Here is a 13,543-nt window from a genome sequence, read left to right as displayed (position 1 = left end):
GACGGCCAAGCGGGCTATCGATTTCAAAAAGACAATGTCAGGAGCGTCTTCTGTGGTCCAGTCGGATTTTGTAGATCGACTGGTAAGATTCGCTGACTGCGACTGCTGTCGCGAAGGAAGTTTGTGAACGCGCGTGTACTCCTTCCAATCCATCTAGGCTCGCGGACGCAGCGTAGGCGCGATCGTTCGACAACATGCTCAGCGGTGGTCCAGCACTACCTGGGCAATACAAAAGGCCGGAAGGAGTCTTGATCAGACCTCAAATGCTGAGCTGCGCTCATAAGTCCAATAACCATTCGCGCATAAAAACCGGCCGCCGTTTCCCCTACCATAGGTTGGCTTCTTTCTTGTTCTGAAGTCTGCTCCCGATGATGGCTCGAATGTGGAGAACCGTATGGCTCAGGGAATTGAAGGGAAGGTAATTGCAATCACCGGGGCGAGCAGTGGTCTCGGCGCTGCCACGGCTCAACTCCTCGCTTATGAGGGCGCGACGCTTATTCTAGGGGCTAGACGTCTAGAACGAATCGAGGCCCTAGCGCTTGAGCTCTCAGAAAAATACGGCGGGCGGGTTCTGGCGGTCCCGACGGACGTCACCGACGCTGCGCAGGTTCGTCGTCTGGTCGACGAGGCCGTAGCGGACTTCGGCCGCATTGATGTCATATTGAACAATGCAGGGGTGATGCCGTTGTCTCCGATCGACCGTTACAAGATCGAAGAGTGGGACCGAATGATTGACGTCAACATCAAGGGCGTCCTGTACGGCATCGCGGCCGCTTTGCCGCACATGCAGAGGCAGAAGAGCGGTCACATCATCAACGTTGCGTCGGTTGCAGGTCATACTTGGTTTCCGACCGGTACCGTGTACTGCGGAACGAAGTGGGCGGTTCGAGCGATATCTGAAGGGCTTCGTCAAGAAGTCAAGCCATATGACATCCGCACGACCATTATCTCACCCGGTGCAGTTGCTACAGAGCTTCTCGAGTCGATTAGCGAGCCGGACGTGCTGGAGGAAATCCGAAAGGCTTCGTCGATTGCCATCCCTGCAGATTCATTCGCAAGGATGGTCGCCTTTGCAATTAGTCAGCCAGACGATGTCGACGTGAACGAAATCCTTTTTCGGCCGACACGGCAGCAAGGTTAGCTATGGCTCTGCTCTGGCCCATCTCCAAAGCCGTTAGACAATGCCCTATGTCCCGGACGCGTTGCTGGGGCAGTGCTCACATTCCTTCTTCCTAGCCCTGGCAAGATTTGCTTGAGCGCCAGTTCGACGCGCCCACCGGAGAGCCGGATGAGCACTGGATCTTCGTCCGAATGCCAAGCGACCACCGCGAAGCGCAATGTGTTTGCGAGCTGATTGCGCCTGCCGTCGCGGTGTTGTGGCGCTCCTTAGGGTTAACCCCTTGTCATACGGCTGGAAATATCTGACCGCCCTACTAACAAGCACCCCGAGGGCATCCGGCTCGCGCCAACTATCGGGTTTTTACGGATTTGAAAGGAGATTTTCCTGACACTAAATCCGTCTGCGGTTAGCTTAGCTTACGCAAAAAGAAGAATAATCAACTGTACGCAACAGGGCCCGCGGAGCAAACTTAGCTCAACAAGATGGCCATGAGCCGAATAAGCAGGGAGACGACTTCTATCAATCTGTCCGCTCCACCTCCGCAATGCCGACGCCTCTCGCGCACTCCGCTTGCCGCGTCGGCGGCACCGTAAATCGGGTTCAGACCGTCCAATGCATCGGTCCGACACTGTCCGGTTTGAGGGAGGCTCGCTGAAGTTGACCGAAGAGTATGGACAGATGCGTCGCTTCGTTCACCAGCGAGAGCTGGATCTTATTCGTTCCTATGTCTGATCTGTCGTTGGCTCTGGCGGCGACGCGCTATCGCGCGGCTTTCACGTTTTTGCGCGTGCCGCTGGAAAAGTGCAACGAAACCGATGGGCGCTGCCCGCCGGTGAGCGCTTCAATGCAAGTGACTAGTGTGATGGTGTTTCCAGGGGACTTCGAATGAATAGAGTAAATGCTGGTGCGCGACTTGATCGCCTCCCAATTGGACCGTTTCATACGCGCGTCCTATGGTTAGTCGGTTTGGGTATGTTCTTTGACTCATTCGACAATACGCTGTCGAGCTCAGTGCTTGCAGCGATGCTGAAGAGCGGCTGGTCGACATTGCAATTGAACTCTATCTTCATGTCTGCCACGTTTGTGGGCTTGACGATCGGTGCTGCCCTCGCTGGTTGGCTGAGTGATAAATTCGGACGCCGATTTGCGTATCAGTTCAACCTTGCAATTTTTGGCGGAATGGCGCTCGTATCCGCCCTCGCACCGTCAATGCATTGGCTGATAGCGGCTCGCTTCATTATGGGTATCGGCATGGGTGCTGAGTATGTGATGGGTTATGGCCTCATCATTGAATTCGTTCCGCCGTCGCATCGCGGACGATACCTTGGGAAGCTCGCGCTTATTGGGGGCTCGGGGGTGTTTGTGACCGCTGTTGTCGCAACATTCATTATTCCGTGGATCGGTTGGCGGCCGATGTTTGTGATCGGTGGTATTGGTACGCTTTGGGTGTGGTGGATGCGTCGTCATCTTCCCGAGTCGCCCCGTTGGTTGGAGCGTGTGGGACGCCACGCTGAAGCGGAAGAAATCATGCAGGCTATCGAAAAGGACGCAGGTGTCACGGCACCACTGCCGTCCGCTCCGCAGGCGCCGGCCAAGGAGCCGCATTGGGTACCGTTGTCAACGCTCTTCTCGCGAACGGTCATCCGACGTACCTTGCTTGCAATTGTGGTCAACGTTATCTGCCTGTTTGGGTCGTACAGCCTTACCGGTTGGATGCCGACATTCTTTGTCAAGCAAGGCATGAGCGTCACACATTCGCTCGGCTTCACTGCTGCAATGATGGCGGGTTGGATCGCAGGACCTCTGTTTCTTTCATACGTCTCTGACCGGATGGGGCGGCGTACAGCGATCATGGTGTTTGCGGCCGTTTGTGCGTGCCTCGGTGCAATCTATCCCTTCCTGACGTCGTCAACCGCGATCATTTTCTGCGGCTTCCTGCTTGTATCGTCTGTGGCTATATTCTTGACGCTCGGGCTGGGTATGACGCCGGAAATGTTTCCGACGGAATATAGATTCCGTGGAGGTGGCGTCGCGCAGATGTTCGGACGGCTCGGTCTCATTGGCTCGCCTTTCATCGTGCTCGAGTTGTTCAACAGCTTTGGAATCACGGGTGTTGTCTTCGCCATCTCCGGTGCATATATTTTCATCGCGATTCTGATCATGGTGGCCGGCATAGAGACGAACCAGCAATCCTTGGAAGCGTTGGAACCAGAGGAAATGCCTGACGCGGATAGTGCGCTCGCGTCGACCGCGACACGACGCTAATAGATCGAAAAGATTTGCAACACAGCTGGCTGCAGGTATGAGTGTCCCGTTTTGGGGCACTCATACCGTTACTAGAAGCTACGTGAGCTGTCCGCAATCGATGGCTAATACAGAAGAGGAAATTCAGACATGCGCGGTATCGTCTTTCGCGGTGATTCAAAACTCGAACTTGCAACGTTCCCAGATCCCACTCCGGGCGTGGGCGAGGTCGTTCTCGAAATCAAAGCTTCGGGGATGTGCGGAAGCGACCTTCACTGGTATCGCCGACCAGCCGGAGAGGTTCCCGCCGTCATTGCTGGCCATGAGCCGTGCGGTGTGGTCGTAGCAGTCGGCCCAGGTGCAATTGGGCCCCACGCGCGCGTGGGTGCGCGTGTCATGGTGCATCACTACAGTGGGTGCATGGGATGTCCGGACTGCCGCTCTGGTTGGCCGCAAATGTGCCGCACCGCGCCGATCACGGTCTACGGTACTGACGCGCACGGCGCTCATGCGCCTTACATGAAAGTGCCTGCCGACACGCTTGTGCCGCTGGACGAGCGCCTCAGCTTCGAGGCAGGTGCCGCTATCTCCTGTGGAACCGGTACAGCGTGGGGTGCGTTCGAGCGCGTTGGCCTGACTGGGCGCGACACTGTTGCGGTATTTGGTCAAGGCCCCGTAGGTTTGTCCGCAACGATGCTCGCCAAAGCGCAGGGCGCGCGGGTCATCGCACTTGATATCGACGAGAGCCGTCGCAAGACAGCAAAGGAGTTCGGAGCTGATGCAGTAATCAATCCGCTCGATGGCCCGGTTGCGGAGGCAATTCGAGAACTGACGGGCGGGAAAGGCGCGAGCGTTTCGTTGGAGACGTCCGGTGCCGCTGCTGCGAACCGTGACGCCCTTGATTCGGTGAGCCCTTGGGGCACAGTGTGTCTGGTAGGTATTGGCTCTGAATTTAGCCTGTCACTCGCCAAGTATCTACGCACACAGGTCCGCATCCTCACGTCTTGGACGATGTCCGTCCAGGGGCAGCGTGCGTGTGCGGACTTTGTGGTAGATCGAGGTTTGAACCTCGACGCTTTGTTCACTGATCGTTGGCGCCTGGAGCAAGCCGAGGAAGCCTATCAAGCTTTCAACCGGCAAAGTGGTGGCAAGGGCGTGTTCTTGATGTAGTAGCGGCGATAGGGTATTTACGTCGCTCCACGGGAATGTAGACAGAAGGAATGAAATGAGCACTATCAGAGCAGAAGCGGCCAAGCGTTATCCAAAATTGGGCCAGCTGATTGCAGGAGAGGTCCGATACGACAGCAGTCGTTTGTCCATGGATGTCATCGATCCCACTTCAGGATTGGTTCTCGGCCCTGTTCCGATGGCAACCGAAGCAGAAGTGGACGAAGCGCTCGAGGCTGCGAGCAAAGGATTCGCTATCTGGCGAAACACCTCGGCGTTCGAGCGCAGCAAGCTCATGCGGCGGGTGGCGGATCGTATGCGTGAGCGAGCGGAAGCGCTCGCTGAACTCCTGGTTCTTGAGCTGGGCAAGCCATGGAATGAGGCGCTTGGAGAGGTCGAGGTGGCAGCTGGGATGTGGGAGTGGGCAGCTGAGGAGGGCAGACGCGCTTACGGACGCGTTATTCCGTCCAGGGAGTTAATTGCGCGCCAGATGGCCCTCGTCGAACCTGTGGGCCCGGTTGCTGCGTTCGTAACCTGGAATGGGCCACTTGTTACGCCATCACGCAAAATGTCGGGCGCGCTCGGGGCGGGCTGTTCGATTGTGCTTCGGGCTTCCGAAGAGGTACCGGCGTGTGCGTTTGCGTTAGGCCAGATCGTGCATGAGTGCGGTTTGCCCGCGGGTGTGCTGTCGGTGTTGGCTGGCGAGCCCGTGATGATGTCCAATAAGTTGCTAGAGAGTCCTGTGACGCGTGCCGTTACGTTCACAGGCTCGACCACTGTTGGTAAGCTCCTGTCGCAGCAGGCGGTCGCGCACATGAAGCGTCCAATCATGGAACTCGGTGGTCATGGGCCGGTGTTGGCGTTCGAAGGCATCGACGTCCAGACCTTCGCCAAGCGAGCCGTTGCTGCCAAGTTCGCCAATGCCGGACAGGTATGTTTCGCGCCGACGCGCTTCTATGTGCAGCGATCGATCTATGCGGACGTGGTCGAGGCCATGACGGCGGAAGCAAAGAAGATCGTCGTAGGGTGCGGGTTTGATTCCAAAACGCAGATGGGGCCCCTCAAGAGCGAGAGGCGTCTCAAGGCAATTGAGGACCTCATTGCCGATGCAAAGCAGTGCGGGTTGCGTATCACGACCGGAGGCAAGAGGTATGACCGCCCAGGTTTCTTTTACGAACCCACTATCGTTGCCGATGCGACAGTTGAAGCGAAGCTGTCGAACGCTGAGCCTTTTGGTCCGATCGCGGCATTGACGCCCTTTGATGACTACGAGGAAGCGATCGCGCTGTCGAACCGATTGCCCTATGGCCTGGGCGCCTACGTGCACGCTCCTGATTTCGCGACCCTCCATCGTGCGACTAACGACTTGGAAGCTGGTAACGTGATCTGCAACGGTTGGCGGGTCACCTATCCGGAGACGCCCTTCGGCGGTCACAAAGAAAGTGGCATGTTCTCGGAAGGCGGAATTGAAGGCTTGCGTGCTTTCCAAAACGTGAAATATGCGTCGTTTTCTTGATGTCCATAGGCCTTAAGAGAGTGCCGCAACAACCTGCAGCGTCCAACCCGGCGCGACGGCCGGCTCTCGACCAGCTGATTTGGTCAGTCGCCGGCCGTGGTCAGGTTACAGCGATTCGCGGTGCGGGTATTCCTTCCTGTTCCAAAGGGAAGCGCAAGCGATGCAGACGCCGATGAAGGCAAGCGGCGGCGCGAAGGTGGCCCAGTCCGCGTCAACGCCTATTATCATGCTCGTCGCTGCGGCCTTCTTCATGGAGAACCTCGACGGCTCGATCATCGCAACAGCGATTCCCCAGATGGCTCAAAGTTTTGGTACGCACGTTGCCGACATGAGCCTTGGAATCACGGCGTACCTTCTGGCGCTTGCGGTATTTATTCCCATCAGCGGCTGGACTGCCGATCGCTTCGGCGTTCGGACCGTTTTCACAAGCGCGATAGTCGTTTTCACGGTTGCTTCAATACTATGCGGCATCACAGATACGTTCGGCGAGTTCGTGGCGGCGCGCGTTGTTCAGGGCATCGGTGGTGCCATGATGGTGCCGGTGGGGCGACTTGCTGTGCTGCGGAGCACTCCAAAAGCAGGGCTGATGCGCGCCATCGCCATTGTGACGTGGCCGGGCCTGATAGCGCCGGTGCTAGGTCCCCCGCTAGGCGGCTTTCTTACAACCTACTTCTCATGGCGGTGGATTTTCTACCTCAATGTTCCATTGGGCGTCGTCGGGGTCTTTGTCTCTATGCGTCTGCTCGATAACCGGCGAGAGCAGGATTTACGTTCGTTTGACATCGTTGGTTTTGTCCTATGTGGCATTGGTTGCGCAACTCTACTCTACGCAATGGAGTTAATCGGGAGGGGTGACGTTTCCTTAAGCAGGCTCGGACTTCTCCTCACGATCGGCATTAGCTGTCTGGGTTGCGCCTGGCTGCACCTTAAGCGCGCAAAGAACGGAGCTATCGACCTTTCAACGCTGAAAATCAGGACCTTCGCCGTCGTCATGGGAGGTGGTTCGCTATTTCGTATTTCCATAAGCGCCGTGCCATTTCTTTTGCCTTTGATGTTTCAGGTGGGTTTCGGAATGGACGCGTTCCGATCGGGTCTTTTGACGCTTGCAGTATTTGTCGGCAATCTGTCAATGAAAGTTTTCACGACTCGGATCGTCCGACGCTTTGGGTTTCGCTCCGTGCTGCTGGTAAATGGAGTCATTGCATCAATGACATTGGCTATGACGAGCCTCATATCGGCCGGGACCCCGACGGCAATAGTTTTCTTCGTTCTTTTTGTGGGTGGTCTTGCGCGCTCGCTGCAGTTCACGGCACTAAACACTCTTAGTTTCGCTGATGTTCCGAAGTCGAACATGAGTGCTGCCACGTCGCTTTCGAGCACCGTTCAGCAATTGAGTGTTGGGATCGGCGTTGCTGCGGGCGCGATGTCGCTCCAGCTTTCCCGCTGGATGTCCGGTCACGGGTCCGACGCGATGACTGCAGGTGATTTCCAAATGGCGTTCCTGTTCGTGGCTGCCATCGGTCTTCTGGGCGTCGTCGACGTGCTGGGGCTTCCAAGGGACGCTGGAGCGGTGGTGAGCGGACATCGAACGGCCGAAAGCACTCTGCGTAGTGGGCGCCCCTAAGCGCCCGTGAGGCAGTCCGTCGGCTTGCAGGGGCACGCGAGCACTAGGGTTAACGAGCCCAAATACGTCCCCCTACGCGTTTCGGATCCGGATAGCGAGGCTCAGCTGGCAGCTGCGCCGTATTCGCGGCCTGTTTCCTCCCATTCGGGGAGATGGTGCTCACCTATGCCATCAGTCAGTCCGATCCGCGCGGCATCTCGAGTAATGGACAGGCTGCCGTTAGCGCAGCTTACCGGGTTGGGGATGAAAACGAACTGTACTTAAACAGGCGTCACGCGCAAAATCAATGAACGATATAGGCGAGCAACAGAGCGGGCTTATCGTCGAAAGGCGTCGAGACGCGAGAGGTATTCTAGCCTTCTACGACTCTAAAACAAGGTTCCAAGCAACTGCGGTATGCGCAATAGGGAACGTGTTTTCTGTTTTTGAATCCGCTGAGCAACTTCTTCATGAATGACAACTTGGATCTTTGCCAACACTTCGCAGATTTCGTCGCTCGCACGCGGTACGACGATTTGCCCGGAGACGCGATTGAAGGGGCCAAGAAGACCATCCTCGACACGTTGGGCGTGACGTTGGCCGCAAGTGGAATGGAGCCAGCTGTGCGAGCCTTGGTCGAGCTCGTGCAACAGGGTGGTGGAAGCGCAGAAAGTACGGTTCTTGGATTCGGCGGTAAGTTGCCTGCCATCTCGGCGGCATTCGCGAACGGCTCGATGGCGCATTGCCTCGACTTTGACGACCAAACCCCATGGGGAGCGCACGCGGCGAGTTCCATCGTCCCGTCCGTCTTCGCAATCGCCGAACGAATGGGCGGCGTTTCTGGGAAAAAGCTAATCACGGCGGTGGCAGTCGGACAAGATCTGTTCGCGCGCATTCGTTGCAATGTAGGCTGGAACCAGAACTGGAATCTTTCGTCGATGGTTGGCGCGTTTTCCGCAACAGCGTCGGCGGCCCACCTTCTCGGCCTTTCTGCGGAACAGACGAGTCATGCCCTTGGAATTGCCAGCCAGCAGTCCTGCGGAACGATGGAGGTGATCTTCGCGACCGGTAGCGACCTCCGCGGAATGTATGCAGGCTTTACTGCGAAGGGCGCGGTAATCGCCGCTTTGCTGGCGCAGAAGGGCATTACCGGAATCAACACGTTGTTTGAAGGGAAAGCGGGAATCTTCAAAGTCTATTTCGGCGGGAAATACGACCGAGATAAGATGCTTCATGGATTAGGCGAGGAATTTCTTGGGGCGACGACGCTCTACAAGGCGTGGCCGGCAGTGGGCAATTCGCATACGTATATTCACGCCACCATCGAATTGATGAAGGAGGCGGGAATCACTGCCGCGGATATCGAGACAATCCGGGCATTCGTCGGCGACTTTACCAAGACTATGTGCACCCCGATTGAAGTGCGGCGAGCACCAGCTACGATCGTAGACGCGAAGATGAGCTTGCCCTTCATTATCGGGGTAGCTGCGAGCAAAGGGCGGATGGGTATCTCAGACTTCAGCGAAGCAGCCTTGAAGGATCCTGAGGTGCTCGCCATGGCAGCGAAAGTCGTGCCTGTCGAGGATCCGGGTCAAAACTGGACCTTTAAGCTGCCGGACGGCCGTATTGAAATCGTCACTCGAGATGGTCGCACGTTCGAAAGACTCGGAGACAACATTCCTGGCAGCCCGGAGGCGCCGCTGACTTGGTCGCAACTCAGCGAGAAGTTCGCAAGTTGCGCGGCTGTCGCTGCGAAACCGCCCACCGAGGCTGCTGTTCGAAGGGCGCGAGAATTGGTGCAACAACTTGAGAGCGTCGATGACGCTACCGACGTGATTGGAGCGCTCAGCTAACCGCTTATCCGCCGCAAGATTGGATGAATTGCCCATGCAAGATAGCACTGAGGTGATTCATAGGGCATGCGATATCGTCGGGCGGCATTCGATTGGTGGCTGAGCCGTAAGGACCGACAGTTTCTTGCTTTGAGAAAAATCCAGCAAGTTAAACGAAGGATACCTAAGTAGAAAGTGGTGAATTTGTCTTGCGCCGTTATGCGTTTCTGAAAGAGCGGGCGGCCATATAGTGACCAAAGGAGGGTCAAATGCGAGTTTCAGAAGCGTCGTCGACCGATTTCGGCAGGATTGGTAGCAACATGCGAGAAGGTGTCCTTGAGCAGAAATTTCTGCTTCAAGGGAAGCCGGGCTCCCCGAACAACTATTTAATCAATGTTGGCCGCACGGGCGCGGGCGGTTGGGTCGCACCCAGTCACCGTCACAACTTTGATCAGGTCCGCTACGTCATCAAGGGTAGTTTTCCTTACGGCCAAGGCAAGACGTTGCCTGAAGGATGGGTGGGCTATTTCCCCGAGAGCGTGTACTACGGACCTCAAGACCGTCCCGAAGGTCTGGAGATGATGGTATGCCAATTCGGGGGAGCGAATGGGTACGGCTTTGTGAGCGTTGAAGAGCGTGAAGCTGCAAATCAGGCGCTGAAGCAAAAGGGTGAATTCAAGGACGGCATTTACACGTGGTACGACGAGGCGGGTAAGAAGCACAATCAAGACGGCTTCGAGGCTTGCTTTGAAGCTGTGAAAGGTCACAAGCTCGAATACGCGCCGCCGCGCTATAGCGACCTGGTACTCATGAATCCGGCTAGCTATGCATGGATCCCTGAAGGCACACCTGGCGTCTCTTCTAAGTGGCTCGGCTCGTTTACGGAGCGCAACACGCGTCTCGGCTTTGTGAAGATCGAGGCGGGCGCATCATTCGCCGCGGGTACGCAGTCATCGATTGAATTGCTGTTCCTGAGCAAGGGAAAGGTCAATTTCGAAGGAAAAGAATACGGTCTGCATACCGCGTTCGAATTCGAAGCAAACGAAGGCCCGGTACCGCTCCGAGCCATCGAGGAGACTGAGTTTTTCCGCATTGTGCTCCCGACGTTCTGATGCCTTCGGGGTGTGCGTTGAAGACGCGCCCCCGATGTTTCTGTCCCAACAAAGCTTTTATTACGTAGGCGATGAAGCTATGACTACGATTGCTGTGGTTCACACCGGGCCCGTCACTGTACAGCCCATCAAGGAGCAGATCAACGAACAGATCCCGGAGGCGCGTGTCATCAACATCATCGATGACAGTCTGCTTGCCGACGTTCGAGCTGCCGGCCATCTGACTCCCGAAGTAGCGAGCAGAATTCACTCATACATGTCGAACGCACAGGCGATGCACGTCGACATCATCCTGAACGCGTGTTCGTCGGTCGGGGAGGCAGTTGACTCCGTCCGCAAGTTCGTGACGACGCCGATTGTGAAGATCGACGAGGCGATGGCGGAAGAGGCGAGCTCCATTGGGCCGCGGGTTGGCGTCGTCGCTACGGTGTCCACGACTCTCGAACCTACGGTTCGCTTGATTAAAAAGAAGGCCGGTGAGCTGGGTCGCACCATCGAAGTGACCGAGCGGATTGCCGAGGGTGCGTTTGAGGCTCTTCTCAGTGGTGACGCGACGAAGCATGATGAGATCGTGAAAAACGCGATCTCCGCGCTCGCGGAGCAGGTTGATGTAGTCGTACTCGCTCAGGCGTCCATGGCCCGACTTGTTCCGCAGTTGCAGTCCTTGCGCGTTCCCGTGCTCTCCAGTCCGCGGAGTGGCGTCGCAGCCCTGAAGCGAGCGCTGGGTAACGTCCGCTAAGCGCGGTGGGTGACCTAGCGAAGGCATGTAGAGCCTGACTGTGTCGAGGCTTCATGTCCGTAGCCAACGGTGTCAGAAAGTGAAGTTGATCTTCCCAGACGCAGATGAATGCGAAGCCCGAAGAGAGTTCGCGTGATTTGTTCGTATCCGAATGGACCACCTCGATTCGTGCTCGATTTCTCTGCGCCTGGGATTGAGGAGACAAAATGAAAGTAGCCGCACGGGATTTGGTCCACAACGTTGTAAAGGAAAAGTTGGCGCGCGATGAAGTCGCGTTGTCCATGACTGTCCGTCTGGTCAGAACGGCCGAGATCGTCACCATCGCAAAGACAGCCGGATTTGACACGTTTTACATCGACCTTGAGCACAGCACTCTGTCGATTGAGACCGCTTCCCAGATTTGTATGACGGCTATGAACTCGGGCGTCGCTCCGTTCGTGAGGCTGCCGAACCTTAATTCGGACGTCATCGCCCGCATCTTGGATGGCGGCGCTCTTGGTGTGATTGCCCCGCACGTCGAGTCCGCCGAACAGGCAAAGCATGTTGTACGCGCCGCAAAGTTCCCGCCGCTGGGGGAACGTTCTCATGGTGGCGTCATGCCGCACATGGGCTTTCGCTCGTTCCCGACCTCTGAAGTGGGCGAAGCGGTGAACAATGCGACGATGGTTGTCATCATGATCGAGACGAAAGAGGCACTCGACGCGGTCGACGAGATCGCAGCAATCGAGGGGGTCGATCTGCTCTTCATCGGGACGAACGACCTTTGCGCGTCGCTTGGCATCGCTGGCCAGTTCGAGCACGAGTTGGTTCGCGACGCCTATTCGAAGGCTATGGCAGCCTGTCGCAAGCATGGCAAGCACCTCGGGGTCGGCGGCCTCAACGCCCATCCGAAGCTGGTCGCCCAATTCGTTGAAATGGGTGCTCGATACGTCTCCACGGGCACTGACATTTCGTTCCTGGTCAGCGGAGCGACTGCGAAGGCAGCCGTGATGCGCGATCTCTAAGCGCCCAAGGATTTAGCCCCCGTGGGCCGGCGTATTGCAACGATGCCCGAGAGCGGACGCGTGGCAGTTCGTCAGATTGAGTCATTCAGGATAACTGGGGCAAGTCGCAGCGCTGCAGCAGCGTAAGGATATTGAGATGAATAAAATTGTAGTTTACAAGCCTCTGCCCGAAGAAACGATCGAATACCTGCGCTCGCACGCGCAAGTCACTATCGTCGATCCGAAGCAGCCGGGCGCGCTCATTGAAGCGCTTAAGGACGCCGATGGTGCGATCGGAACCGGCGTGAAGATGAATGCCGAGACCCTCGCAGATGCAAGCAGGCTCAAAGTCCTTTCGACCGTTTCAGTCGGCTTCGACGCCTTCGACGTCGACTACTTGAACAAGCGCGGCATCCTGCTGACGAACACGCCGGATGTCCTGACCGAGTCCACCGCCGACACCGCGTTTTCGCTGGTCCTTCTGACGGCCCGACGCTTGGCCGAGTTGGCGGCCTTCGTGAAGGCGGGCAAGTGGACGAAGAAGATTGCTGAGGACAGGTTCGGCGTGGATGTGCATCACAAGACCTTGGGCATCGTTGGGCTCGGCCGGATCGGTACGTCGGTGGCTCGAAGGGCCGCGTTGGGCTTCCAGATGAACGTTCTCTATGTCGACCAAGGTGTCAACGAGAAGGCCGAACGTGAGTACGGAGCGAAAAAGGTGAGTCTTGACGAATTGCTTAAAACTTCCGATTTCGTCTTGCTCCAAGCCCCGTTGACTCCGGAGACGCGCAATCTCATCAGCACACCGCAGTTACAGGCGATGAAGCGCAGTGCCTACCTGATCAATGCGTCACGTGGTCCCATCGTCGACGAGCCCGCTCTCGTCAAGGCACTGCAGGATGGCGTCATCGCGGGTGCTGGACTTGACGTGTATCAGGAAGAGCCGCTTTCAGTGGAATCGCCTCTGCTGAAGATGGAGAACGTCGTGACGCTGCCTCACATCGGATCGGCTACGCATGAGACGCGTCAGGCGATGAATAAGAATGCGGCTGAGAATCTAATCGAGGCGCTGAACGGCACTCTTAAGGCAAACATGGTAAATCCGCAAGTGCTGAAGCACTAAAGGCTGTAAGCGGTCCATCTTCGACGTCTGGCAGTGAGCGACAGTAGCGAGGAGCATAGGTGTCCACCTATCTTGAGGTGGACACCTATGACTGGCATGGACTC

The 13,543-nt window shown here is 56.8% G+C and carries 11 protein-coding genes; all 11 read left to right on the top strand.

What is annotated here, in order from left to right; genetic code table 11:
• Positions 1-394: 394 nt before the first annotated feature.
• The 11 genes from QCE49_RS24075 (at position 395) to QCE49_RS24025 (ending at position 13,439) form a co-directional block, all read left to right on the top strand.
• Complete coding sequence (locus QCE49_RS24075) at positions 395-1,141, top strand: SDR family oxidoreductase (protein WP_250458123.1); 747 nt, start codon at positions 395-397, stop codon at positions 1,139-1,141.
• Positions 1,142-1,844: 703 nt separating this feature from the next.
• On the top strand, positions 1,845-2,009 hold the full coding sequence (locus QCE49_RS24070; protein ID WP_250458122.1) for a hypothetical protein: 165 nt from the start codon (positions 1,845-1,847) through the stop codon (positions 2,007-2,009).
• Positions 2,010-2,092: 83 nt separating this feature from the next.
• Positions 2,093-3,385 carry an MFS transporter gene (locus QCE49_RS24065; RefSeq protein WP_250458121.1) on the top strand — a complete coding sequence of 431 codons (1,293 nt, stop codon included), beginning with the start codon at positions 2,093-2,095 and terminating at the stop codon, positions 3,383-3,385.
• Positions 3,386-3,514: 129 nt separating this feature from the next.
• Positions 3,515-4,534 carry a zinc-binding dehydrogenase gene (locus tag QCE49_RS24060; protein WP_284508419.1) on the top strand — a complete coding sequence of 340 codons (1,020 nt, stop codon included), beginning with the start codon at positions 3,515-3,517 and terminating at the stop codon, positions 4,532-4,534.
• A 55-nt stretch (positions 4,535-4,589) separates the two neighbouring features.
• A complete protein-coding gene (locus QCE49_RS24055) occupies positions 4,590-6,047 on the top strand; it encodes an NAD-dependent succinate-semialdehyde dehydrogenase (RefSeq protein WP_250458120.1) in 1,458 nt (485 codons plus the stop codon).
• A 160-nt stretch (positions 6,048-6,207) separates the two neighbouring features.
• Complete coding sequence (locus tag QCE49_RS24050; protein WP_250458119.1) at positions 6,208-7,671, top strand: DHA2 family efflux MFS transporter permease subunit; 1,464 nt, start codon at positions 6,208-6,210, stop codon at positions 7,669-7,671.
• A 449-nt stretch (positions 7,672-8,120) separates the two neighbouring features.
• Positions 8,121-9,503 (top strand): MmgE/PrpD family protein, encoded by a 1,383-nt coding sequence (locus QCE49_RS24045; protein ID WP_250458117.1) that lies wholly within the window; start codon positions 8,121-8,123, stop codon positions 9,501-9,503.
• Between the two features lie 248 nt (positions 9,504-9,751).
• Positions 9,752-10,594: a hypothetical protein gene (locus tag QCE49_RS24040; protein WP_250458116.1), complete on the top strand. Its 843-nt coding sequence runs from the start codon at positions 9,752-9,754 to the stop codon at positions 10,592-10,594.
• A 79-nt stretch (positions 10,595-10,673) separates the two neighbouring features.
• Positions 10,674-11,333, top strand: coding sequence for an aspartate/glutamate racemase family protein (locus QCE49_RS24035; RefSeq protein ID WP_250458115.1), 660 nt, complete (start codon positions 10,674-10,676; stop codon positions 11,331-11,333).
• Positions 11,334-11,539: 206 nt separating this feature from the next.
• Positions 11,540-12,337: an HpcH/HpaI aldolase/citrate lyase family protein gene (locus QCE49_RS24030; RefSeq protein ID WP_250458114.1), complete on the top strand. Its 798-nt coding sequence runs from the start codon at positions 11,540-11,542 to the stop codon at positions 12,335-12,337.
• A 136-nt stretch (positions 12,338-12,473) separates the two neighbouring features.
• A complete protein-coding gene (locus QCE49_RS24025; RefSeq protein ID WP_250458113.1) occupies positions 12,474-13,439 on the top strand; it encodes a D-glycerate dehydrogenase in 966 nt (321 codons plus the stop codon).
• The last annotated feature ends 104 nt before the right edge of the window (positions 13,440-13,543 follow it).

It is taken from the genome of Caballeronia sp. LZ008 (genome assembly GCF_031451435.1).
GTDB classification, from domain to species: Bacteria; Pseudomonadota; Gammaproteobacteria; order Burkholderiales; family Burkholderiaceae; genus Caballeronia; species Caballeronia zhejiangensis.
This window is presented reverse-complemented; position numbering and strand designations above follow the sequence as displayed.